20 protein-coding genes are annotated in these 22279 nt (G+C 58.0%); 12 read left to right on the top strand and 8 right to left on the bottom strand.

Annotation, left to right across the window (positions count from 1 at the left end; translation table 11 throughout):
- Positions 1-26: 26 nt before the first annotated feature.
- Entirely contained in the window at positions 27-1178 is a 1152-nt protein-coding gene (locus HMPREF0183_RS06830; RefSeq protein ID WP_005884299.1) for an acyl-CoA dehydrogenase family protein, read from the bottom strand.
- Between the two features lie 70 nt (positions 1179-1248).
- The gene (locus HMPREF0183_RS06825) at positions 1249-2433 is read right to left on the bottom strand and encodes an acyl-CoA dehydrogenase family protein (protein ID WP_040348413.1); all 1185 of its coding nucleotides are present in this window, start codon (positions 2431-2433) and stop codon (positions 1249-1251) included.
- A gap of 154 nt (positions 2434-2587) precedes the next feature.
- On the opposite strand from HMPREF0183_RS06825, the gene HMPREF0183_RS06820 reads away from it, so the two are divergent.
- Complete coding sequence (locus HMPREF0183_RS06820; RefSeq protein ID WP_005884295.1) at positions 2588-2815, top strand: PLDc N-terminal domain-containing protein; 228 nt, start codon at positions 2588-2590, stop codon at positions 2813-2815.
- A gap of 24 nt (positions 2816-2839) precedes the next feature.
- On the opposite strand, the gene HMPREF0183_RS06815 is transcribed toward HMPREF0183_RS06820, so the two are convergent.
- Complete coding sequence (locus HMPREF0183_RS06815; protein WP_005884293.1) at positions 2840-4270, bottom strand: MFS transporter; 1431 nt, start codon at positions 4268-4270, stop codon at positions 2840-2842.
- A gap of 164 nt (positions 4271-4434) precedes the next feature.
- Here HMPREF0183_RS06815 and fbaA point away from each other — a divergent pair, with 164 nt between their 5' ends.
- Positions 4435-5457 (top strand): class II fructose-bisphosphate aldolase, encoded by a 1023-nt coding sequence (fbaA, locus tag HMPREF0183_RS06810; RefSeq protein WP_005884291.1) that lies wholly within the window; start codon positions 4435-4437, stop codon positions 5455-5457.
- 172 nt (positions 5458-5629) lie between these two features.
- Here fbaA and HMPREF0183_RS06805 read toward each other — a convergent pair whose 3' ends face one another.
- The gene (locus HMPREF0183_RS06805) at positions 5630-7183 is read right to left on the bottom strand and encodes an alanine/glycine:cation symporter family protein (RefSeq protein WP_005884289.1); all 1554 of its coding nucleotides are present in this window, start codon (positions 7181-7183) and stop codon (positions 5630-5632) included.
- 162 nt (positions 7184-7345) lie between these two features.
- Here HMPREF0183_RS06805 and HMPREF0183_RS06800 point away from each other — a divergent pair, with 162 nt between their 5' ends.
- From HMPREF0183_RS06800 to HMPREF0183_RS06755, 10 genes are all read left to right on the top strand, one after another.
- Positions 7346-8593, top strand: a complete 1248-nt coding sequence (locus tag HMPREF0183_RS06800; RefSeq protein ID WP_005884287.1) for an FAD-dependent oxidoreductase — start codon at positions 7346-7348, stop codon at positions 8591-8593.
- Between the two features lie 58 nt (positions 8594-8651).
- On the top strand, positions 8652-9500 hold the full coding sequence (locus tag HMPREF0183_RS06795) for an ABC transporter permease (RefSeq protein ID WP_005884285.1): 849 nt from the start codon (positions 8652-8654) through the stop codon (positions 9498-9500).
- Positions 9484-10275 carry an ABC transporter ATP-binding protein gene (locus HMPREF0183_RS06790; protein ID WP_005884283.1) on the top strand — a complete coding sequence of 264 codons (792 nt, stop codon included), beginning with the start codon at positions 9484-9486 and terminating at the stop codon, positions 10273-10275. Before HMPREF0183_RS06795 ends, HMPREF0183_RS06790 begins: the two co-directional genes overlap by 17 nt.
- 28 nt (positions 10276-10303) lie before the next feature.
- Entirely contained in the window at positions 10304-11380 is a 1077-nt protein-coding gene (locus HMPREF0183_RS06785) for a glycosyltransferase family 2 protein (RefSeq protein ID WP_005884281.1), read from the top strand.
- Positions 11381-11437: 57 nt separating this feature from the next.
- Entirely contained in the window at positions 11438-12259 is an 822-nt protein-coding gene (locus tag HMPREF0183_RS06780; protein WP_005884279.1) for a PI-PLC domain-containing protein, read from the top strand.
- A 9-nt stretch (positions 12260-12268) separates the two neighbouring features.
- Positions 12269-12730 (top strand): DUF3151 domain-containing protein, encoded by a 462-nt coding sequence (locus HMPREF0183_RS06775; RefSeq protein ID WP_005884277.1) that lies wholly within the window; start codon positions 12269-12271, stop codon positions 12728-12730.
- Positions 12731-12789: 59 nt separating this feature from the next.
- Positions 12790-14076 carry an adenylosuccinate synthase gene (locus HMPREF0183_RS06770; protein WP_005884275.1) on the top strand — a complete coding sequence of 429 codons (1287 nt, stop codon included), beginning with the start codon at positions 12790-12792 and terminating at the stop codon, positions 14074-14076.
- Between the two features lie 87 nt (positions 14077-14163).
- On the top strand, positions 14164-14793 hold the full coding sequence (locus tag HMPREF0183_RS12140) for a PaaI family thioesterase (RefSeq protein ID WP_005884273.1): 630 nt from the start codon (positions 14164-14166) through the stop codon (positions 14791-14793).
- 79 nt (positions 14794-14872) lie between these two features.
- Positions 14873-17077: a S9 family peptidase gene (locus HMPREF0183_RS06760; RefSeq protein ID WP_005884271.1), complete on the top strand. Its 2205-nt coding sequence runs from the start codon at positions 14873-14875 to the stop codon at positions 17075-17077.
- Complete coding sequence (locus tag HMPREF0183_RS06755; RefSeq protein WP_005884269.1) at positions 17077-17727, top strand: hypothetical protein; 651 nt, start codon at positions 17077-17079, stop codon at positions 17725-17727. The genes HMPREF0183_RS06760 and HMPREF0183_RS06755 overlap by 1 nt, the downstream gene beginning before the upstream one ends.
- 40 nt (positions 17728-17767) lie before the next feature.
- Here HMPREF0183_RS06755 and purL read toward each other — a convergent pair whose 3' ends face one another.
- From purL to HMPREF0183_RS13280, 4 genes are all read right to left on the bottom strand, one after another.
- Complete coding sequence (gene purL / locus HMPREF0183_RS06750) at positions 17768-20080, bottom strand: phosphoribosylformylglycinamidine synthase subunit PurL (RefSeq protein WP_005884267.1); 2313 nt, start codon at positions 20078-20080, stop codon at positions 17768-17770.
- A gap of 122 nt (positions 20081-20202) precedes the next feature.
- Positions 20203-20994 (bottom strand): thioesterase family protein, encoded by a 792-nt coding sequence (locus tag HMPREF0183_RS06745; protein WP_156798191.1) that lies wholly within the window; start codon positions 20992-20994, stop codon positions 20203-20205.
- A 2-nt stretch (positions 20995-20996) separates the two neighbouring features.
- Entirely contained in the window at positions 20997-21695 is a 699-nt protein-coding gene (locus HMPREF0183_RS06740) for a hypothetical protein (RefSeq protein ID WP_245527130.1), read from the bottom strand.
- The gene (locus HMPREF0183_RS13280; protein ID WP_245527129.1) at positions 21664-21984 is read right to left on the bottom strand and encodes a hypothetical protein; all 321 of its coding nucleotides are present in this window, start codon (positions 21982-21984) and stop codon (positions 21664-21666) included. Before HMPREF0183_RS13280 ends, HMPREF0183_RS06740 begins: the two co-directional genes overlap by 32 nt.
- Positions 21985-22279 lie beyond the last annotated feature (295 nt).

The following is a 22279-nucleotide window of genomic DNA, read 5'->3' as shown; positions in this document are numbered from 1 at the left end:
CACGCGCTGAGGCCCTTTCACGCAGACTACTTGAGGTCCGCTGCTTCTGGCTTAATGAGGCCACCCAGAGCGGAAAGCTCGCGAGTGACTTCTTCCTTCGAGTCAAACGTACGTGGAATCACCGTCAGGCGCTTGGCGTAGTGACCAATGGGGTATTCCATGGTCATACCGATTCCACCGTGCATCTGGATTGCTTCCTGCGAAATCAGGCGGGCCGTGTCGTCGATGACGTACTTGGCTGCCAGGACATCGCGGTGGCGGGTCTCCGAGGTGCCGTCTGGGTCCTGCGTGATTGCCAGCTTGGCGTACAGGGCCATCGACTTGGCGAACTCGAGTGCCGCGTACAGGTCGGACGCGCGGTGTTGCAATACCTGGTTGACACCAATCGGCGCACCGAACTGTTCGCGGGTCTTCAGGTATTCGGCCGTCATCATGAGGGACACTTCCATGGCGCCTACGGCCTCGGAAGCCAGGGCTGCATTAGCGATGTCCAGCACGCGCTGCACGGCGTCCTGTGCGTCCTGTCCCACAAGCGTGCCCAGCTGGGTAGCTGGGGCGCTGTCAAAGGTCACGTGCGCTGTGCTCAGGCCGTCGGCCTGTGTGCGCTGGTCCACGGTCACACCCTGCGCGTCGGCCTGCACCAGGTACAGGGCCAGACCCTGTTCCGACTGTGCCGTGACCACGAACGTGTGCGCCTGTGCGCCACCTACAACGTTGCTCTTTTCACCACTGATCTGCACCTGACCAGAGCCCACGGCCTTGGTCTGTGGCGCGGTGACGTCGTAGAACGAACCAGGTTCCTGAGCGGCGAACGCCATACGCGTTTCACCAGCTGCGACACCAGGCAGGATCTCCGACTTCTGTTCGTCGGTTCCAGCGATGTCCACAAGCCCACCACCCAGGATCACGGTTGGCAGGTACGGTTCAAGCACAAGTGCGCGGCCAAACGCTTCCATGACCACGGCAACTTCAGCGAACGTCATGCCCGCACCGCCGTGCTCTTCAGCAAATGGCAGGCTCATGAGCCCCAGTTCAGCGAACTGGTTCCACATGTCTTCGCTCCACCCGGCGTCCGAGGTGCGGATCGCTTCGCGGGATTCGGCGTCGTACTTTCCTTTCAGCAGGCGGCCCAGGGTTGCACCCAGCTCCTGCTGTACATCTGTGAGTTCGAGATCCATTTTTGTCCTCTGTTCTAAACTCGTCGCTTCGTATTTCTACGCGGCTGTTCTAGCTGTTTTAGCTGGCTGGTCACAGGCCCAGGATGGCCTTGGAGATGATGGAGCGCTGAACCTCAGAGCTACCACCGTAGATGGAGACCTTGCGGTAGTTGAAGTAGTGCGGCATTGCGTCGCCGGCGCCGTGGGGGAGTGTCTTTCGAACTTCATCGGAGTCCACGAAGTCCAGTCCCTGTGGGCCAACCACGTCGAACAGAAGTTCGGTGATGTCCTGCTGGATCTGGGATCCGCGCAGCTTAAGCACCGAGGAGCGTGGGTCCGGGCGGTCCATGCCCTTTTCCTGTGTGGAAAGGACTCGCAACTGGGTGAATTCCAGTGCCGTGAGTTCCGCTTCGATCTTGGTGATGCGTGCCGCGAACAATGGGTCGTCAAGCAGGGTTCCCGCCGAGGTCTTTGTCGCCTGTGCGTAAGCCTTCGCCCGGGCGAGGGCCACCTTGGACTGACCGATGCGGGCAATTCCGGTGCGTTCGTTGCCCAGGAGGAACTTGGCGTAGGTCCAACCCTTGTTCTCTTCACCCACCAGATTTTCAACTGGTACTTCAACGTTGTCGAAGAACACTTCGTTGACTTCAGCGCCACCGTCGATGAGCTGGATCGGACGTACCGTCACGCCGGGGGTCTTCATGTCGATGAGCAGGAACGAAATACCGGCCTGCTTCTTGACGTTGGGGTCGGTGCGGACCAGGTTGAAGATCCAGTCACCGTACTGACCCAGTGTGGTCCAGGTCTTCTGACCGTTCACAATGTAGGTGTCGCCCTTCTTGACCGCCGAGGTCTTGAGGCTTGCCAGGTCAGATCCGGCGTTGGGTTCCGAGAATCCCTGCGACCACCAAATGTCGAGGTTCGCGGTAGCTGGGAGGAAGCGTTCCTTGATTTCCTGTGAACCGAACGTGTCAATGACCGGTCCCACCATGGACGCGTTGAATGGCAGTGGAGTGGGGACGCTGGCCAGCTGCATTTCTTCGAGCCAAATGTGGTGCTGGACAGGAGTCCAGTCCTGACCGCCGAATTCCTGTGACCAGTTAGGAACCGCGTATCCGTGCTTGTTGAGGATCCGCTGCGTGGTGACGATGTCGTCCTTGGACATCTCTTGACCAATCGCGTTACGGAAACGAATGTCCTCAGGGATTTCCGTGCGGTAGAAGTGGCGCATCTTCTCGGCAAATTCGAGTTCTTCTGCGCTCAGAAGGTTGTCCATGCCTATCCTTTCGAACGGTGACATACGTGAGTCGTTCGGTAGCGTTGAACGTGACTAAACAGTCGTTCAGTTAATGCCTCATTCTATGGTGCGGAACACACTTTGGCGAAATCCGTGCGCAGTTTGCGCTCCCGCAGAATGGTAATCTTCTTTCATGAGTGCGATCATTACTAATCCGCTGGTGCCGACTGCCGGTGATGTCGCCATGTATGGCGTATCAGCGCTTGCACTCATCCTCGCAGTCGTCGCACTATTCGATCTTCTTCGTGTCAGCCACATAAGTAGTGGGAACAAAATCCTGATTGCGTTGGCAATTATTCTTCTTCCCATTGCCGCGCCAGTTGCTTGGCTGTTTATGCGGTGGAAGAAGAGCGCGCGCTGACTCATCCGGCCGTGAGCGGTCACGTCATGCGCGGGTGCGGATTGAGCGCGCAGCGGGCACCATGAGCATCAACGCCAAGCCCAGGGCCAGAACAATCATGATCCCCAGGCCTCCGGCACGTTGGAAACCAAAAATCGTGACGCACAGTGCGAACAGTGCTGGTCCTAAGAAACTCACCGCACGGCCGGTTGTTGCGTAGAGCCCAAAGTTTTCACCCGCCCGCTCCGGTGCGGTGATACGCGACAGAAACGACCTCGAGCTCGCCTGCACGGGCCCCACAAACAAACACAGCCACATGGCCGTCACCCAAAACACGGTCTTGTTCTCACTGACCAAAATGGGCACGCACCCGGCAATCAAACAGATCAGGCCGGTCACGATTACTGCCTTGGGTCCCAACCAGTCGTCGAACTTTCCAGCAATCAGACACCCCACCCCCGCGACAACGTTGGCGGCGATGCCCAAATAAATCACCTCGGAACCGGAGAACTTATACGCTCCTGCCGCGATCACCCCGGCCATCGCAAAAATCGTAGCCAGCCCGTCGCGGAAAATCGCTGAGGCCACAAAGAACACAAACGTCGACCGCTCCACCTTGAACAGCTCCACCAGCCGGCGGATCACCCGCGCATAGTCAGCCTTCCACGCGGCGAACCCGCGTAGCTCGCGCGACGTCGGGTGTGTAGGGCTGGCATCACCGGAACCAGCTTCACTTGGACCAGCGTCACCGGGGGCGGGGCGTGCCGATGTACGCTTCGAAAACATGAGCGGCAGACTAAAAATGAGAAACCACATAGCGGCCAACACGGCAACTAAGCGGAAACGCAAGCCACCTTCGTCGGTTGCGCCAAAGAGTCCCACCTCGGGCTGAATGAGTGTGAACAACGCAATAAACAACAGGGCCAGCCCGCCCAAATACCCCATGGCCCAGGCAACATTCGACACCGTACCGGCGTTTGCTGGAGTCGAGATATGGGGCAACATGCCGTTGTACGACACCTGCGCGATCTCGAAAACCACCTGCGCAATACACAGAATCACCAGGCCAGGCACAAAGTATGCCGGCGAATCCTTCACGAAGAACAAGGTGCCCATCAATGCCACCACAATCATGGTGAACGACGTGACGGCCCGGTGGTGGTTCGCTTTCGCATCCGCTCGAACCCCGGCGGCCGGGGCAATCACGGCCACCAATAGACCCGCAAGCGCGGTGACAAAACCCAGCGCGGCCGTCCCCGTATCATGGTCGCCTGCCACCTTGGACGTGAGATACGGGGTGAACACGAACGTGATGATGACCGCGTTGAACGCCGCCGAACCCCAGTCCCACAGCGCCCACGCCACAATCGTGGACCGCGTAGCGGGGGCGGGTGCCGGTTCCGAGGCCGCTGTCAGGTTCACTGCCGGGGGAGTGCTGCCGCCGTGCGGAGATGCCGAGGTGTCCGATGGTTCCATACTCAGAACTGTAAGCGATCGGGCAGTGACGGGGGACACGTTTCGTTGAATATGCACTACCGCGGGGGCTGGCTCATGTTTTCAGAACCTAAAGTTCGGTCTGTGTTAAACCGGGCGTGACATACTGACAGCAAGCATCCAGTTGGTATCACGAAGGAGCGTACATGCCAATCGCAACTCCCGATGAGTATGCACACATGATCGACCGCGCAAAATCAGAAGGTTTCGCATACCCAGCCATCAACGTGACATCCTCACAGACAGTGATCGCAGCGCTTCGCGGGTTCGCTGAAGCGCAGAGTGACGGTATTTTGCAGATGTCGTTCGGCGGTGCCGAGTACGCATCTGGTTCGACAGTGAAGGACAAGGTCACCGGGTCAATTGCGCTCGCAGAATTTGCTCGCGTTGTTGCCAAGAACTACAACGTTACGGTGGCGCTCCACACTGACCACTGCCAAAAAGACAAGATCGACACCTGGGTCAAGCCCCTCATTGCCGTGAGCCAGGAACGCGTTGACCGTGGTGAAGACCCACTGTTCAACTCGCACATGTGGGACGGTTCGGCCATTGAAGTACCAGAGAACTTGGACCTGGCCGCTGAACTGCTTGAACTCACCCACAACGCCAAGCAGATTCTGGAAATCGAAGTCGGCGCTGTTGGTGGTGAAGAAGACGGTGTCACCGGCGAAATCAACGACAAGCTCTACACCACTGTGGAAGACGGTATGGCCACCGTTGAGAAGCTGGGTCTGGGTGAAAAAGGCCGCTACATCACTGCGCTGACCTTCGGAAACGTTCACGGTTCGTACAAGCCAGGACACGTGAAACTGCGCCCTGAAATCCTCAAGGACATTCAGGAACAGGTGGGTGCCAAGTACGGCAAGGACAAGCCGTTCGACCTGGTGTTCCACGGTGGTTCGGGCTCCACCGCGCAGGAAATCGCTGACGCTGTGAGCTACGGAGTCATCAAGATGAACATCGACACCGACACCCAGTACGCGTTCAGTCGCCCAGTGGTTGACCACATGCTGAAGAACTACGACGGCATGCTCAAGATCGACGGCGAAGTGGGTAACAAGAAGATGTACGACCCGCGTGCGTGGGGCAAGCTTGCCGAGGCGGGAATGGCTGCCCGCATTGTTGAAGCCGCCCAGCAGTTGGGTTCAGCTGGTAAATCACAGGGCTAAGCACTCCACGAAACGGCGCAAAGCGAGCGAAACTACGCAATATAACGCGTAGTTTCGCTCGCTTTGCGCCGTCTGGCCTTGGCTAAACCACCTGGAGCTATAACCGCATAGGCCATTTACACAAAAGTCTCGGGACATTGAGTGAACGATGCCCCGAGACTTCACAGGTTATTTACTTTGAATCGGGAAGCTGAGCTTCTTCAGCCGGGTTCTTTCCGGGCGTGCCACGTTCCCAGTTATCCGCGATCTCTTCCCACAGGTCGGCGTTGGCGATTCCCACCTCGGACGGGCGGAAGATTGGGTCCTTTCCTTCCTTCCGCTGACGCTCAAAGTCACGCAGAATCTTGAACGCAGGCTGCTGCAGAATCAGAATCGCGATGATGTTAAGCCATGCCATGAGGCCCACACCCACGTCACCCAGGGCCCAAGCGGAACCTGAGCTGGTCGTCGCACCCACAACGCACGCAACCAGAATGAACAGCTGCAGGAATCGGAAGCCCACCTGGCGAACATGCACGTTTTCAACATTGCGCAGGAAGAACGCCAAGTTGGTTTCGGCCATGTAGTAGTAGGCCACGATGGTGGTGAACGCGAAGAAGCCGAGTGAGATTGCGATGAACGACGAACCAAGGCCGGGAAGCACAGTGTCGAACCCGTTCTGCGCGAAGGCCGGCCCCACCTCGGTGTCTACCGGGAGGTTTCCGGGACCTGCGTGGAACAGTTCCTCGCCCGCCGTATCAGAGAACACGTTGTACATTCCCGTGGACAGGATCATGAACGCAGTCGCTGAACACACGAACAAGGTGTCGATGTACACCGAACCTGCCTGCACCAGACCCTGCTTAGCCGGGTGTGAAACTTCTGCCGCGGCAGCTGCGTGAGGACCGGTTCCCTGACCAGCTTCGTTGGAGTAAATACCACGCTTAACACCCCACGAAACTGCAACACCCAACATGGCGCCAAACGTGGAGTCCACACCAAGAGCAGACTGCACAATGAGCGAGATAACAGCAGGAATCTGGGAAGCGTTGACGAACACAACCACGATCGCGCCCACGATGTAGATCACTGCCATGAACGGAACAACCAGAGATGCGAAGGTAGCGATGCGCTTAATTCCACCAACAATGATGAAGGCCAGAAGAATCGTGATGATGACGGCTGGAATCCATGTGGGCCATCCCCACGCCTGGGCAACAGCCGAAGAAATACCGTTCGCCTGAACTCCCGGAAGCAAGAAGCTGGTTGCCAATACAGTGACGAACGCGAACACCATCGCATACACACTAAACAGGCCTGAAGCCTTGGTGTGACGGTAGGCGCGCTCAATGAAGAACGCGGGACCACCTCGGTACTGGCCGGTGTCCCGGTCGCGTTCCTTATAGACCTGACCCAGAGTCGATTCAACGAACGACGTTGAGGCACCAAAGAACGCGACGATCCACATCCAGAACACGGCACCGGGGCCACCGAAAGCAATAGCGGTAGCAACACCGGCGATGTTCCCCGTTCCCACACGCCCAGCCAGCGACATGGCGAGCGCTTGGAAGCTGGAAACTCCAGAGTCGCTTCCCTTGCCGCTGAACATGTACGAGAAAATAGGACCGATCTTGCGCAACTGCACAACCCGGGAACGGATCGTGAAGTACAGGCCAGCAAGCAGACATAAATAGACGAGCGCAGGCGACCACACTACGTCGTTAATGGCGGTAACGACCGCATCCATAGAAACTCCTTGGACAGGTTCGGTAAAAGAAAAGTGTGTATCGCAAGCTTTAAAATGTGCGAGACGTCACTATAAAACCCCCAAAGTGTGATCTGCGTCAAATTCCGCTTGAAAGTTCCTGAAGATTTATGCGGTGTGGCGGTTGCGGTGTAAGCATGAAGTATGCGCGTCGTCATTATTGGAGGCGGAGCTGCGGGCACGGCCTGTGCCCGTTCGTTCGTCCAAACCCTTGCCTCGGTTCACGCTGATCTGCCTGCTGATTGCAGTGTCACGGTAGTTGATCCGCTTGAACAGCCAGTAGAGCTCCCGCCGTTGTCGAAATCCCTAGCGGCTGAAGAGATTTCTCTAGTGCCGCACATGACGGGCGAGAACGTGGTTCGCCTGCAAGCGACCGTGAGCGAAGTGCGCGAAGCGAATGAAACCAGTGAGGCCCGCCCCTCAGAACCCAGTGCCCGCGCTCGCTACATTGTGGAGACTTCGGCCGGGGAGCTGCCAGCCGACGTCGTTGTCTACGCCACGGGCCTGAGCCCTCGCACACCAACCTTCGACGCACTCACGGTGTACGACCGTGACTCCGCCACCCGCGCTCACCGGGCCATTCACGCGTTGGGGCCGGGGACCTCGGTGGGGGTTCTGGGCTCAGGATTCCTGGCTTTGGAGATTGCGCGCGGGCTCGCTGACGCCGGACACCGCCCGTACGTCTACCTGCGTGGTGACCGGCCCCTCCCTAAAGTCAGCGCTCAGCTCGCTCAAGCTGTTATGGCTCTGCATGAACACGTCACATTCGTGCCCCACACCCCTGAACCCGACCCCACGCAACACCCACTGTGGTTCGCGGCAGTGGGGGCGACCTCGGCCGGGCCCGCCTTGCCTAACGCGGGGCGCAACTTGGAGTCCGTACCTTTCGGCAACCTGGCTACCACCCATGCTGGCTACCCGGTGGGGCCTGATCTGCAGGTCACGGGGCTCCCCGGGGTATACGCAATCGGGGACTGCGCGCGCATTGAGGGAGGTCCTATGAAGGGGGTCGAACCCGCCGAGGCGGCCGCCACTTCCATGGGACGCTGGCTGGGTGCGGTGTTGGGCGAGCAGGCCACAGGCGAAAGGGCTTCCACTGAAGGCGCCACCTGGACCGACGTCCCCTGGCACTGGTCCTTCCAAGGACCGGTGCGCATCTTCACCGCGGGTCAAAGCTTGAGCGCAACCAGCGGTGAGCCGGTACTGCTGGGCGACCCAACCCACCGTGCCCAATGGCTGTTCTTCACCCCTGACAACACCCTTGCGCGCGTTGAAACTCTCAACAACCCCGGCGCCCATAACGTGGCCAAGCGCGTTTTAGCCAGCCAGAACCTTGCACACAGAAGTGATGTTGATCAGTCTTTTGACATGCGGACCTGGGCGAGCCGTTAAACTGGGGTGTTCCTTTAGAATCGGGTTGTCGTTATTCGCTTATGAAAGTTAATCGTCAATGAATGCTGCTGAGCTGGCTGCCGCTCACGGGCTCGAACGAGTCGGAGCGCGGCCGTCACTGTGGGAATATCTCCGGGAAGTGTGGCGCCGACGCGATTTCACATTTTCATTGGCGTTCTACCGCATCCGTTCGGAGAACCAGAGAAACCGTTTGGGCATGCTGTGGGTGCTTCTGCGCCCCACCTTCTCTGCCCTCATCTACGGTCTGGTGTTCGGGTTCATCATGGCTGGGTCACGACCCGCCAACTTCGTTCCCTACCTGGTGATCGGTGTGTTCATCATGGAGTTCTTCAACTCCTCCATGAACGTGGGTGGAAAATCCATCATCCAAAACATGCCACTGGTGCAGTCCCTGCCGTTCCCGCGCGCAGTCCTGCCCATCGCCACGGTGATGCAGAACCTCATCAACTTCATCCCCACGCTGGCTCTGATGATCATCATCGCGGTCTTCGGTGGTGCGCGCCCACACGTGACGTGGCTACTGCTGATCCCTATGGTCGGAATCTTCTGGGTGTTCAACCAAGGAGTCGCGTTCATCTTTGCGCGCCTCACCGTCCACTTCAGGGACTTAAGCCAGATCACCCCCTACATTTCGCGCATGATCTTTTACACCTCGGGCGTGTTCTTTGACCCACAACCACTACTCGAGGGACGCCCCGTTCTCAGTGCACTTTTCGACTGGCACCCCATGTACGAAGTGCTGTCGCTGGCCCGCGGAATCATCATGGAGGAATACTCAATCCCGTGGGACTACTGGTGGAGATTCAGCATCTGGGCGGTTGTCGTCATCTCAATTTCCACGTGGTTCTTCTGGAAGGCGGAGGAGCGTTATGGACGAGAAGACTAATCCGGAAAGCGTCCTCGCAGAAAACAACACGGGGTCGCTCGAAGCTGACAACCCAGTGGTCATCGTGGATGACCTGCACATCGAATTCAAAACCCTGGCCACGGGTAAGCGCATTACCAGCGGTGGCACTAAAGGGTTCCTGCAGCGCAACCGCAAATTCAAAACCGTTCACGCGCTTAAAGGCGTGTCTTTTGTGGCAAACGCCAACGAATCGATTGGAATCATCGGGTCAAACGGTTCGGGTAAATCCACGCTCATGCGCGCCATCACCGGGCTGATCCCACCCACTCGAGGTGCCGTGTACGCCAAGAGCCGCCCCAACCTCCTGGGTGTGGGTGCGGCACTCATCCCGGACCTCTCGGGTGGACAAAACATCATCCTGGGTGGGCTGGCCATGGGGCTCACGCGGGAAGAAATCGAAGAGAAGTATGACGACATTGTCGACTTCACCGGCATCCGCGATTTCATGGACATGCCTATGCGCACGTACTCATCGGGTATGTCCGCGCGCTTGAAGTTCGCAATTGCGACCGCAAAAGACTACGAAATCCTCATCGTGGACGAAGCACTGTCCGTTGGTGACCGCAAGTTCCAAAAGAAATCCGAAGACCGAATCCGCGCGATCCGCGAAAACGCCGGTACGGTGTTCCTCGTTTCACACTCGATGCGTTCGATCCGCGACACGTGTACCCGCACTATTTGGATTGAAAAGGGTGACTTGCGCGCCGACGGCGACACCGATTCGGTCATCCGCGAATACGAAGCGAACAAGTGAGGTCACATCAACAAGTGAGGTCACGTCAGTGAAGTCGCAGAAAAACGCGCTCAGTCCAGAAGCTCTCCCGCCGTTAGAGCAGACCCCGGGCATCACGTACATCATGCCCGTGCTCAACGAGGAAGACAGCTTGCGTGGGGCCGTCGCCGCGGTGCTGGACCAGGACTATCCGGGGCCCAAAGAACTGATCGTGGCAATGGGGCCGTGCACGGATAACACCGCCGAGGTCGCCGCCAGCATCCGCGACCCTCGCCTGACCGTGGTTGATAACCCATCCGGGGACACGCCAACCGGGCTGAACCTGGCAGTGGCCAAAGCACAGTACCCGATGATCATCCGCGTCGATGCACACTCGCAGTTGAGCGCCACGTACACGCGTGAAGCGGTTGAAACCCTGCGGACAACCGGGGCTGCGAACTGTGGAGGACTCATGCAGGCCCAAGGGAAGACAGCCTTTCAAAAGGCTGTTGCCCGCGCGTACATGTCCCGTTTGGGTCTGGGTGGCCCTGCGTACCATTCAGGCGACGAAGCGCAGGAGTCTGAGTCGGCGTATTTGGGGGCGTTCCGGGCCGAGGTGTTCGACACCTTAGGCGGTTTCGATTCCACCCTGCGCAGAGGGCAAGACTGGGAACTTAACCTGCGGATCCGAGAAGCAGGGGGAAGGGTCTGGTTCAACCCGCGCATGGAGGTGACGTACTGGCCACGGACCACGTGGAAGAAACTGGCTCAACAGTTTTACGCAACGGGTATTTGGCGGGCTGAAATTGTGCGTCGCCACGGTTCTAAGAACGGCATCCGATACTTCATGCCACCCATCTTGGTCATTGGGCTGAGTGCTGCTGTTCTGGAGACGGTGGCGCAACTGACTGGGACCACCAAACGCTGGCCCAAGTGGTTGTCCCGCTTTACTTCCCTGGTACACATTCCCAGCTGCGCGTACATCAGCGCAATCGTTGCGAACACCCTGCGCCAAAAAGACGCAGGAGTTCGCGAAAAACTCTGGTTCGCGGTAGTTCTACCCACCATGCACATCGCGTGGGGATCAGGATTCCTGCGGGGCCTTGTCACTGGAGCAAACAAAGACAACGTCGACCGCAGCCGGTAGGCTGTTTGGCTTCAGTGTGCCACCCAATACCATGGGTAGAGCAGAGAAAGGACCAGTGTGCCAAGCTCACCTGAAAGCAATTCTGAACAACGAACAGTCGCACCGCTTATTGCCGCAGCAGTTGTTGTTGTTGCAGTGCTCGCCGTTGTTATTTTCAACTGGCTCAAACCCGTCCCACCGCTCACCGTGGACATGCTCAGAACTCCTGTCGTAGCCGGGTACGCGGCTGGGGGAGATCTCTATCCACCCACCTCGGAGTTTGCGGTGGAAGAAATGGCGAAGTTTGGATACTTGCCAGAACTTCCTGTGGCTCGCACATCCGACGGAGTGCTGGTTGCTGCCACGGACAGTCTTCTTTCGGAACGCATGGGAATAGAAAAGCCCATCAAAGACGTCACGTCCGAGGAATTTCTCAACGCGCAGATCACCCCACCCGGTGAAAAAGGGAAACCCAGCTCCCCACTCACCATTGAAAAGGCACTGACCGAGTACGGAAAAGCAACCGTTTTTGTTTTCACGCTTGAGGAAGAAAACGATGCCCGTGACGTGACCGAACTGGTGAAGAAACACTCACAAGTCGAATCCGTGATCTTCCGTTCAGAAAACCCTGACGTCCTCAAAGTGGCACAGGATGAAAACATCGCATCGCTCGTTCCGAACCCACAAAGCTCACCCGAAGAGCTCAAAACGACCGGTGCGGACATGGTGGAGATTGACGCTGACACCGATACGCAACCGTACGCGGACGCAGGCCTCAAGGTTTGGGCGCACGGGGTGAAAGACACCAACCACCTGTCTGAACTGGCCAAACAAGGTTTTTACGGCGCGTTTTCTGGCAACCCATTCAGTATTCAACCGTCGTCGGTCAAAACCGACTGAGGAGGCACAATGAACCAGCCCATTGGAAAACCCGTACGCATTGGTAACCTAGATGCACAGCAGCTAGGACCACAGCCCACCTTCCTTCCAGAAGACCACCCAGACTCGGAAGTGGCTAAGCTGGTAGAAGCCGGGCACGAACCCCTAGACATTGCCAAGGATCACCCAGCGAGCTGCCTTGCGTGGGCGCTCCTAGCCAACGAAGCTTTTGACGAAGGACGTCTGGTGGACTCGTATGCGTATGCTCGCGTGGGCTACCACCGTGGACTCGACGCTTTGCGTGCCGCCGGTTGGCGGGGTGCAGGCCCAATCCCATGGAGCCACGAAACTAACCGCGGATTCTTGCGCTCGCTCTACGCCTTGGGCCGTGCAGCAGCGGGGATCGGTGAAGCTGAAGAAGCACAGCGCGTAGAGAAATTCCTGCGCGAATCAGACCCTGAAGCACTGGCTGAGATCGAAGCCGGAAACTAGGTTTTCACTCGGGCCGATACACTTAACCCGGATATATTTTCTCGTGTGGAGGAACACTCATGCCAGCACTCGTGGTCGTAGGCGCTCAATGGGGCGACGAAGGTAAAGGAAAGACCACAGATATTCTGGGAACCCGCGTTGACTACGTGGTAAAACCAAACGGAGGAAACAACGCGGGCCACACGGTAGTGGTCGGAGGCGAAAAGTACGAACTCAAGCTGCTGCCCGCAGGGATCCTCTCACCTAACGTCGTGCCTGTGATCGGCAACGGGGTTGTCGTTAACTTGGAAGCCCTGTTCGAAGAAATCGACATGCTCGAAAGCCGTGGCGCAGACACGTCGAAGCTGAAAATTTCGTCCAACGCTCACCTTGTAGCGCCTTACCACCAAGTGCTCGACCGGGTAACAGAACGCTTCCTGGGCAAGCGCGCAATTGGTACGACAGGGCGTGGGATCGGCCCCACGTATTCCGACAAAGTCGCCCGCTTGGGCATTCGCGTTCAAGACATTTTCGACGAATCGATCTTGCGCCAAAAGATCGAAGGTGCGCTCAAACAAAAGAACGAACTGCTGGTCAAGGTGTACAACCGCCGTGCAGTCGAAGTAGAGGAAACAGTCGAGTACTTCCTCAGCTACGCAGAACGCTTGCGCCCGTACGTGTGCGACACATCGTTACTTCTCAACCAAGCACTCGACGAAGGCAAAGTGGTCGTCATGGAAGGTGGCCAAGCCACTATGCTCGACGTTGACCACGGAACCTACCCGTTTGTCACCTCCTCAAATCCCAGCGCCGGGGGAGCCGTCGTGGGTGCTGGTGTAGGACCCACTCGCATCTCTCGTGTCATCGGAATCGTGAAGGCCTACACCACCCGCGTGGGTGCCGGACCGTTCCCCACGGAACTTTTCGACGACATGGGAATCTACCTCCAAAAAACGGGAGGCGAGTTCGGCGTCAACACGGGACGACCTCGGCGGTGTGGGTGGTACGACGCAGTCATTGCCCGCTACGCAGCACGCGTCAACGGATTCACCGACTACGTACTCACCAAACTGGACGTGCTTGACGGGTTGGACGAAATCCCAGTGTGCGTGGCGTATGACGTGGACGGTGAACGCTTTGACGAAATGCCCGACAACCAGTCTGACTTCCACCACGCGAAGCCCATTTTTGAAACCTTCCCAGGCTGGAAGGAAGACATCACCGGTGTGCGTAAGTTTGAGGACCTGCCGGAAAACGCGCAGAACTACGTGCTCGCCCTGGAAAAGATGTCCGGTTGTCGCATGAGCGTGATTGGAGTCGGTCCGGATCGCGAACAATCGATCGTTCGACACGAACTTCTCGACTAAGATCGCTGTACTGCCACCGGTGTGACGCGCCCCACAAGAGGGTGATCGCCGGTGGCTCCACATTGGCGTGATTGTGAAGGGAACACGATGGCACTGTCTGAAATGGACGCGTTTGAAGCACTCGAAGCACTGAAAAAGGTGAAACGCGATCCTGAACAGGTAGCAGCGTGGTCAGACATGATCTACGAGTTCGTGCGTACCCAGGACCTGATTGCGCGGGCGAACCCACCCGTGGAGGAGATTCGCCAAATCACCGAACACCTGCGCGCCATCAATCAAAGCGCAGAAAAGTACGAGGCCGATGAACTGCACCGCCTGTGGCGAGTGAGCCGGTCAGACAAACAGCGTGGCCAGGCGTTGCTCCCAAAGTTCACGCAGACACACAAGGACGATGACGGTGTCTTTAGCGTTCACTTGAGGTTTGGCGCGTACTACCTGGGCGCGAACCGGGTGGTCCACGGAGGAGCACAAGCGCTGGCGTTCGACGAAGGTCTGGGCTACATGATTATGGCTAGCGACCAGCCGTATTCGCGTACGGCCTACATCAAAACCGAATTCCGAGCCCCCACACCCGTTGACGTGGACCTCATCATGCGCGGGTGGATCGAAAAAGTAGACGGACGCAAAACCTTTGTGCGAGGCGAACTCGTATGGGAAGACACCGTGTGCACAACCGTCGAAGGTCTGTGGATCGCACTGAAACCCGGGCACAGGTGAAACCGGACACCGGTAAAACGGGACACCACTATAACCGTGTTTCACTTCACAGGGGAGTCGACGCGGGTAGTCTGGTTCCATGACCTCGGAAATGACACCACCCGTAGCGAAAAAAGTCCCCTTTGAACGCACCCACCACGGCGACACGTTCGTCGACTCATACGAATGGATGCGCGACAAAGACAACCCAGACGTCATGGCCCACATCGAGGCCGAAAACGCGTACACCCAAGCACGTACCGCCCACCTGGATGGCCTGCGCGACGACATCTTTAACGAAATCAAGACGCGCACTAAAGAATCCGACATGTCGGTGCCGGTGCGGCGGGGCAACTTCTGGATGCTCACCCGCACATTTGAAGGCAAAGACTATCCAGTCATGAGCCGGGTGCCCGCCCTGCCTCTGGACCACCCGGACGCGTGGATACCACCTCGGGTTGATGACGAACCGGGAGAAAACGAAGAAGTCATTCTGGACCTCAACGCTGAGGCTGACGGCCACGAATTCTTCTCCCTGGGCGCGTTCAGCTTGGACGAAGCGGGCAAACTTCTGGTGTGGTCGGCTGACTACACCGGGGATGAACGCTACACCGTGAAAGTGCGTGACGTACACACCGGTGAAGATCTGGATGACACGATCGAGAACACGTTCGCCGGCGCTTTCATTGACCCCACCGGCAACTACATCTTCTACACCACCGTCGACGAAGCATGGCGACCCGACACCGTGTGGCGCTACGAGATCGGTTCTGAGGCCGAGCCACAGAAGATCTTCCACGAACCCGACGAACGTTTCTTCGTAGGCGCAGGTTTCACCCGCTCACACGAATACTTGATGATTGTTGCCGGTTCGAAACTCACGTCCAGCGCGTGGGTGATCCCCGTGTCCAACCTTCAAGCCCAGCCACGCTCCGTGTGGGACCGCGAAGACGGCGTGTCCTACGCGGTGGACCACGCGGTGATCGCAGGCAAGGGCCGGTTCGTCATTGTGCACGACCGTAACACCCCGGACTCGGAAGCCATCGTGGTGCCTGTGGACCTGAACGCGTCTGACACGCAGACGGTGCTTGCCGCCTCGGAACCCCTCATTCCGCCCACGGACGGCATGCGGGTCGAACACGTGGAGGCGTTCGAAGACTTCCTGGCGGTGACGTACAGGTCCGGCGGGTTCGCGCGGGTGGGGGTCATGGAAATCGCCGAGGTGGTAGAGGCTGGGCAGGGCCCCATCACTGGCGTAGGTCCGCTGAAAGAAGTCAAAGCGGACGAACCCATTGGGACCATGGCAACTGGGACCAACCCCGAATTCGCGCAACCGACCTTGCGCTTAGGCTACGAATCGTTCATCACCCCACCCGCCCTGTTCCAGTTGGACACCCGCACAGGTGAGAAAACGGTTCTGAAGCAACAGGAGGTTCTGGGTGGTATCGACTTCAGCGAGTACCGCCAGGAACTCGTTTGGGCAACGGCCGATGATGGCGAAAAGATCCCGGTGTCTCTCGCATGGAATGCGCGGAAGGTGCCCACAGGGTGGGCCCCGGGGACAGACGGGGTTGGGACGACCTCGGCCCCCATGGTGATCTATGGATACGGAAGCTACGAAGTTTCAGCTGACCCGAACTTCTTTGTCAGCCGCCTCAGCGTGATGGAACGCGGGGTTGTGTGGGCAGTTGCGCACGTGCGCGGGGGCGGTGAAATGGGACGCCACTGGTACGACAACGGCAAGATGCTTACCAAGAAAAACACGTTTAGCGACTTCATCGCGGCAACCAAACACTTGCACGCAACAGGTGTGAGCGCGCCGGAAACAACCGTGGCGCTGGGTGGCTCTGCTGGAGGACTGCTCATGGGGGTCATCGCGAACGAAGCGCCTGAACAGTACGCCGGGATCTGTGCGCAGGTGCCTTTTGTGGACCCGCTCACCTCGATTCTGATGCCGGAACTGCCGTTGACCGTGATCGAGTGGGAAGAGTGGGGTGACCCGCTGCACGACCCCGAGGTGTACGCGTACATGAAGTCATACGCGCCATACGAAAACGTGGGGGAGCACCCGTACCCCAAGATCCTGGCCATCACCAGCTTGAACGACACGCGCGTGCTCTATGTAGAACCAGCCAAGTGGGTCGCGCGTCTGCGTGAGGTTGGGGCCGACGTCATCATGAAGACCGAAATGGTGGCAGGCCACGGCGGGGCCTCTGGCAGGTACAGCACGTGGAAAGACCGGGCATTCGAGTACGCGTGGGTGCTGGACACACTGGGGCTCGCGGACGCTGAAGGTGTGAAGTAATGCGCTCGCCTGTGCCGTTCGTAGTCCCGTACCTGCTTTTCCTGGTCATTTTCATTGCAGGCGTGGTAGGGCCGTTGCTTACGGTGTTTCACGTTGTGCAACAGCAGGAAAGTTTGGGTGGGATCAGTCCAGCGGGGCTCGTGACCGGCCCGATATCACTGGTTGCGGGAGTTGCGTCAGTGCTATTGCTGGCACGGGGCAAGCCTGTGCGACAAGCAGTTGCTGCGGTGCTGCTTGTTGTGTCGGTCGCAAGTTGGCCGGTAACAGTTCTTCTGCTCAACATCGCTGCAACGGGTGGAAACATCATGCTTGTGGTGGCGCTTTCCCACGTTCTTTCAGCAGTGAGTTTCTTTCTTTTGCTCAGCGCGTGGATAGTTGCAGCGTCACACGCGCCGTGGATGTTCGCCGTAGCGCTTGTTGCAACGATCGTCAACACCGTGTTGTCTGCAGTGGTGAGCTTCGGAGTAAGCGGTGCAGCGGCCGCTCTTCAAGCGTCATCAGGCGCTTTAGCCGCGAGCGTCGTGTTGCCGGCGTTGGTGAAAATCGTGGTCTTTACCGGTGTTGTTCTGGTTGGGCGCTACATGACAGCTGGAGCACCCAACACAGACGGTGGGTCAGGATTCTCCGCCTCCGACAGGATCGGATGGTAGCCGCACAAGGCCAGTGTCGGCGGGGCTAGCTAACTTTTTTCTAGTCGAACAGGCGTGGCAAGGTTCCGCCGTGCGCACTGGCCAGTTCATCCAGCGGCAAGGAGAAGTGGTCCACCAGCTCCAGCGAAGCTGAGTTGGACGGGCCTGCATCGGTCATTCCAATGCGTGCGAACGCGAAACCGCGTGCGGTGCACATGTCCTTGAAACGGACCTCTTCGGAGCGTGGAACTGCCACGATAGCGCGCGCTGTCGACTCGGAGAAAAGCGCAGTGAACAGGTCGATACCGTCACGTTCACACACTTCGTCAAGCCACACACGAGCGCCCATGCCAAAGCGCACACAGGCTTCGACAAGTGCCTGCGACAGGCCGCCTTCAGACAGGTCATGAGCGGTGTCGATCATGCCGTCGCGTGAGGCGTTGATGAGGATCTGAGCCAGTTCCTTCTCTTGCTCTGGGCGGTACTCAGGTGGGACACCACCCAAGTGGTTGTGCATGACATCGGCCCATGCGGAACCGTCGAGTTCGTCGTACGTGGTGCCCAGCAAGTAAATGGTCTGACCAGCCTCGCGGAATCCAGACGGGGTGCGTCGTGAAACATCGTCAAACACACCCAAAACACCTACAACAGGCGTTGGGTGGATCGCTGCGGAACCAGTCTGGTTGTATAGGCTGACGTTACCGCCGGTGACAGGGATGCCCAGGTCCTTACACGCAGCCGCAAGCCCATCGACGGCCTGCACAAACTGCCACATGATCTCAGGGTCCTCAGGTGACCCAAAGTTCAAGCAGTCAGTCACAGCCAAAGGCTGCGCGCCTGCTGTCGCCACGTTACGGTGCGCTTCCGCGAGAGCCAGGGCAGCACCTCGGGCGGGGTCAAGGAAGCAGTACCGGCCGTTGGCATCCGTTGCCAGGGCAACACCCAAACCGGTTTCTTCGTTTACGCGAATCACGCCAGCGTCGTCAGGGAAGGCCATGGCCGTGTTCCCCTGCACGTACTTGTCGTACTGCTTGGTGATCCAGTCGCGGCTACACAAGTTAGGCGACTTCGCCATCTCGATGACGGTGTTGCCCAGTTCGGCGCCACCTGTTGGGTACGACAAGCCGGCGGCACGTACGGTGTTGGCGCGCACCTCGGCGGTCCATGAAGGCTCCTGATACGGGCGGTCATACACCGGCCCGTCGTGAGCCACAGAGCGCGGTGGCACATCCACGATCACGTCGCCGTGCCATTCGATCACCAAACGGCCAGTGTCCGTGACCTCGCCCAGGACCGAATACTCGACTTCCCACTTCTGCGCGATTTCCTCAAAGCGTTGCAGGTTTTCTGGCGTGACAACCGCCATCATGCGTTCCTGCGATTCGCTCATGAGGATTTCTTCAGGCGTGAGTGTGGGGTCGCGCAACAGAACGTCGTCCAGGGCAATGTGCATTCCGCCGTCACCGTTGGATGCGAGCTCTGACGTGGCACAGGAAATACCGGCCGCGCCAAGGTCCTGGATACCTTCGACTACCTGGGCATGGAACAGCTCCAGGCAGCATTCGATGAGGACTTTCTCAGCGAACGGGTCACCCACCTGGACGGCAGGTCGCTTGGACGGCTTGGTGTCGTCAAAGGGCTCAGACGCCAGGATCGAAGCGCCACCGATGCCGTCGCCACCCGTACGGGCACCAAACAGTACGACCTTGTTGCCAGTGCCGGAAGCGTTGGCCAGGCGAATGTCTTCGTGCTTCATGACACCCACGGCCAGCGCGTTGACCAGGGGGTTTCCCTGATAGACCGGGTCGAAAATGGTTTCGCCACCAATATTGGGAAGACCCAAGCAGTTGCCGTAACCGCCAATTCCGCTGACCACGCCGTGGACCATGCGTGCCGTGTCCGGGTGGTCGATGCGACCAAAACGCAACTGGTCCATGACGGCAACCGGGCGGGCGCCCATGGAGATGATGTCGCGCACGATACCGCCCACACCGGTGGCGGCACCCTGGTAGGGCTCGACGTAGGACGGGTGGTTGTGGGATTCGACCTTGAACGTCACAGCCCAGCCTTCACCGATGTCCACGACACCAGCGTTTTCACCCATGCCCACGAGCAGGTTCTTCTTCATTTCGTCAGTGACCTGCTCGCCGAACTTCCGCAGGTGTACCTTCGATGACTTGTACGAGCAGTGCTCCGACCACATGACCGAGTACATGGCCAGCTCCGCGCTAGTAGGGCGGCGACCCAGGATCTTCTTGATCTCTTCGTACTCGTTTTCTTTCAGTCCAAGTTCCGCGTATGGTTGCTTGACCTCGGGGTGTGCAGAGGCGTATTCAACTGTTTCTTTCACACGCTTGTCAGCAGCGCTTGCCATAGGGATCCCTTTCTGAAGGCACGTCCATACGTCTTACTGCGAAGTCTACCTGTTGCAGGAGGTGAGGGGCGCTTTGAGTGACCGCGGCCGAGGTCGTTGCAGGCGTGGTTGGGTCCGCACGTCTACGGCCGGACGGTCAGGCACTGCGTGACGGCGGCGAACGGCCCGTGTTGGTCGTGGACCCACGTGTGTGTGAGTCCCAGCCCGCCGTCGCCAAAGCTCACGGTCACGTCGTAGCCCTGCCAGTCCGACGGCTGACCGGGCTGGTGGCTGAAGTCTGGGACACGGAAGTAGTGGATGTCCAGGTCCACGTTGGGGAATGCGACCTTGGCGGGGTCTTCGCGTACAGAAAGCCCGTTGGCGACGTCGAGCATCCCGGCTGAGCGGGCGAGGGCACTGTAGGGTTCGTCTACGAGGTCGGCGTGGGTGCGCTGCCACACCTGTGCCCGGCCGGGCTCGTGTTGGGTGCGGAAGCCTTCGAAGGTTTTGAGGTAGTCGCCCTGCCAGTCGATTTGCGGGGAGTATGGTTCCATGTGCTCCCGAGGTGGTAGCTGGCTGAACGCTGTCCCGGCCACTGAGGAGGAGTCGCCTGGTTTCATGAGCCAGGCGCGGGCAATGACGATGGTGCGCTCGCCGTGATTGAGGGTGGCTTCGACGAGTTCGATTGTGCGTCCGGGGCGGATCACACGGACGTCGAAGTCGTATGGGCCAATGGGAACGACACCCAAGATGTCGAACTTGAGGCTACCGATCACCAGGTCGTCATCGCGCCTGGCGTGAAGGTCGGTTTCGATGATGTGGGTGGCAAGCCCCAGGGTGGGGGAGATGTGTTGTTCTTCGACATTCCACGCACCCGATGTGAGCTGTGTGGCCGTGTATTGGTGCGCGCCGGTGCGCTTGAAGTATGAGTCCATAGTCATTTCGTTGGGTCAAACTGAATCGAGTCAATAATAGCGTTGATATCCTCATCCGATAGCTCCAGCGCCATAATTTCGACGCCAGCCACCGCGCTATCGCCATCGGTCGAAACGAACACCCAAGCACCACGCAAAGTACGGCCTGTTTTTTCGTTAGTTGTCCAGGTGGAGAGCTTCGCTTCAGTAGCGTTCTCGATTTCAAGATCTTTGGATTCGCCTAGTTTGAATTCGCGCCCATACGTCGACCGAAACTGCGCATTGGTTTCGAAGTATCCCATTGTTGCTTCAGCTGTTGGGCCTTTTTCATGATCGGAGCTCATCCGAACAATGTCGGTTGGTTCTTCGAGTGAGTTAGCCCACGAGCCGGTGAATCCAGTGAGTGTGGGTTTGAAATCGGGGTTCTTAGCCCATTGTTTAGGGATGACTACTGAGATACGTCCCTCAGACACACGCTGCCCATGTGATTCCGCGGGTTCGTCAGTGTCGCTGGAACCACCAATCCCGCACGAGCTCAGCAATGCGATGATCGTGGATAAAGCTAAAAGCTTGAACACTTGAGTTTTCATTCTGGTTTCTTTCCTAAATCTGGTGAGAGTCTGCCAATCCATTTCCTGCTCGGCTTCTTCAGACCTTATTTGGCGTTCCTGCGCATAGAGTTCGCCATGGTCATTTCGTTGGGTCGAACTGGATGGAATCAACCATGTTATTAATTTCGTCTTTAGTCAGCGTTAGTGCCATAATTTCGACGCCAGCCACGGCTGGATCTTCCTCAGCGGACACGAACACCCACGCGCCTTGTACAGTGCGACCAGACTTGTCAATGGTTGTCCAAGTGGTCAGTTTTGCTTGGGTGGCGTTCTTGATGTCGAGGTCTTTTGAATTGCCCAGTTTGAAATCTGGTCCGTGTGTTGATTTGAACATTGCGTTCGCTTCAAAGTACCCCATAGTGGCCTCTGCATTGGGCCCCTGACCCTGATCCGAACTCATCCGGACGATGTCAGTGGGATCTTCTTGAGAATTTGCCCAAGAGGTTGTGAAACCATTGAGAGTGGGATTAAAGTCGGGAGTCTGTGTCCACTCTTTCGGAACCTCGACCGAAATACGCCCTTCGTATATGCGCTGTATATTCGGATTTGTAGCTTCTTTGGAAGTGCCTGCGCCTCCCAATCCGCACGAGCTTAGCAATGCGATGATCGTGGATAAGCCTCTGAGCTTAAATACGAGAGTTCTCATCTGAATCGGTTTCCTAAGTGGGTGGGAGTATGGGGATCGTGTTCTATGC

Origin of the sequence: Brevibacterium mcbrellneri ATCC 49030 (assembly GCF_000178455.1) — a bacterium.
Taxonomy (GTDB): Bacteria; Actinomycetota; Actinomycetes; order Actinomycetales; family Brevibacteriaceae; genus Brevibacterium; species Brevibacterium mcbrellneri.
The sequence above is the reverse complement of the archived record's forward strand: the minus strand, read 5'-3'. Positions and strand labels throughout refer to the sequence as shown.

What these genes read in the sequence shown, in the direction of transcription:
- HMPREF0183_RS06830 (WP_005884299.1), bottom strand. Translation starts at nt 1,178, where the DNA reads ATGGATCTCGAACTCACAGATGTACAGCAGGAGCTGGGTGCAACCCTG.
- HMPREF0183_RS06825 (WP_040348413.1), bottom strand. Translation starts at nt 2,433, where the DNA reads ATGGACAACCTTCTGAGCGCAGAAGAACTCGAATTTGCCGAGAAGATG.
- HMPREF0183_RS06820 (WP_005884295.1), top strand. Translation starts at nt 2,588, where the DNA reads ATGAGTGCGATCATTACTAATCCGCTGGTGCCGACTGCCGGTGATGTC.
- HMPREF0183_RS06815 (WP_005884293.1), bottom strand. Translation starts at nt 4,270, where the DNA reads ATGGAACCATCGGACACCTCGGCATCTCCGCACGGCGGCAGCACTCCC.
- fbaA (WP_005884291.1), top strand. Translation starts at nt 4,435, where the DNA reads ATGCCAATCGCAACTCCCGATGAGTATGCACACATGATCGACCGCGCA.
- HMPREF0183_RS06805 (WP_005884289.1), bottom strand. Translation starts at nt 7,183, where the DNA reads ATGGATGCGGTCGTTACCGCCATTAACGACGTAGTGTGGTCGCCTGCG.
- HMPREF0183_RS06800 (WP_005884287.1), top strand. Translation starts at nt 7,346, where the DNA reads ATGCGCGTCGTCATTATTGGAGGCGGAGCTGCGGGCACGGCCTGTGCC.
- HMPREF0183_RS06795 (WP_005884285.1), top strand. Translation starts at nt 8,652, where the DNA reads ATGAATGCTGCTGAGCTGGCTGCCGCTCACGGGCTCGAACGAGTCGGA.
- HMPREF0183_RS06790 (WP_005884283.1), top strand. Translation starts at nt 9,484, where the DNA reads ATGGACGAGAAGACTAATCCGGAAAGCGTCCTCGCAGAAAACAACACG.
- HMPREF0183_RS06775 (WP_005884277.1), top strand. Translation starts at nt 12,269, where the DNA reads ATGAACCAGCCCATTGGAAAACCCGTACGCATTGGTAACCTAGATGCA.
- HMPREF0183_RS06770 (WP_005884275.1), top strand. Translation starts at nt 12,790, where the DNA reads ATGCCAGCACTCGTGGTCGTAGGCGCTCAATGGGGCGACGAAGGTAAA.
- HMPREF0183_RS12140 (WP_005884273.1), top strand. Translation starts at nt 14,164, where the DNA reads ATGGCACTGTCTGAAATGGACGCGTTTGAAGCACTCGAAGCACTGAAA.
- HMPREF0183_RS06760 (WP_005884271.1), top strand. Translation starts at nt 14,873, where the DNA reads ATGACCTCGGAAATGACACCACCCGTAGCGAAAAAAGTCCCCTTTGAA.
- HMPREF0183_RS06755 (WP_005884269.1), top strand. Translation starts at nt 17,077, where the DNA reads ATGCGCTCGCCTGTGCCGTTCGTAGTCCCGTACCTGCTTTTCCTGGTC.
- purL (WP_005884267.1), bottom strand. Translation starts at nt 20,080, where the DNA reads ATGGCAAGCGCTGCTGACAAGCGTGTGAAAGAAACAGTTGAATACGCC.
- HMPREF0183_RS06745 (WP_156798191.1), bottom strand. Translation starts at nt 20,994, where the DNA reads ATGGACTCATACTTCAAGCGCACCGGCGCGCACCAATACACGGCCACA.
- HMPREF0183_RS13280 (WP_245527129.1), bottom strand. Translation starts at nt 21,984, where the DNA reads ATGAGTTCGGATCAGGGTCAGGGGCCCAATGCAGAGGCCACTATGGGG.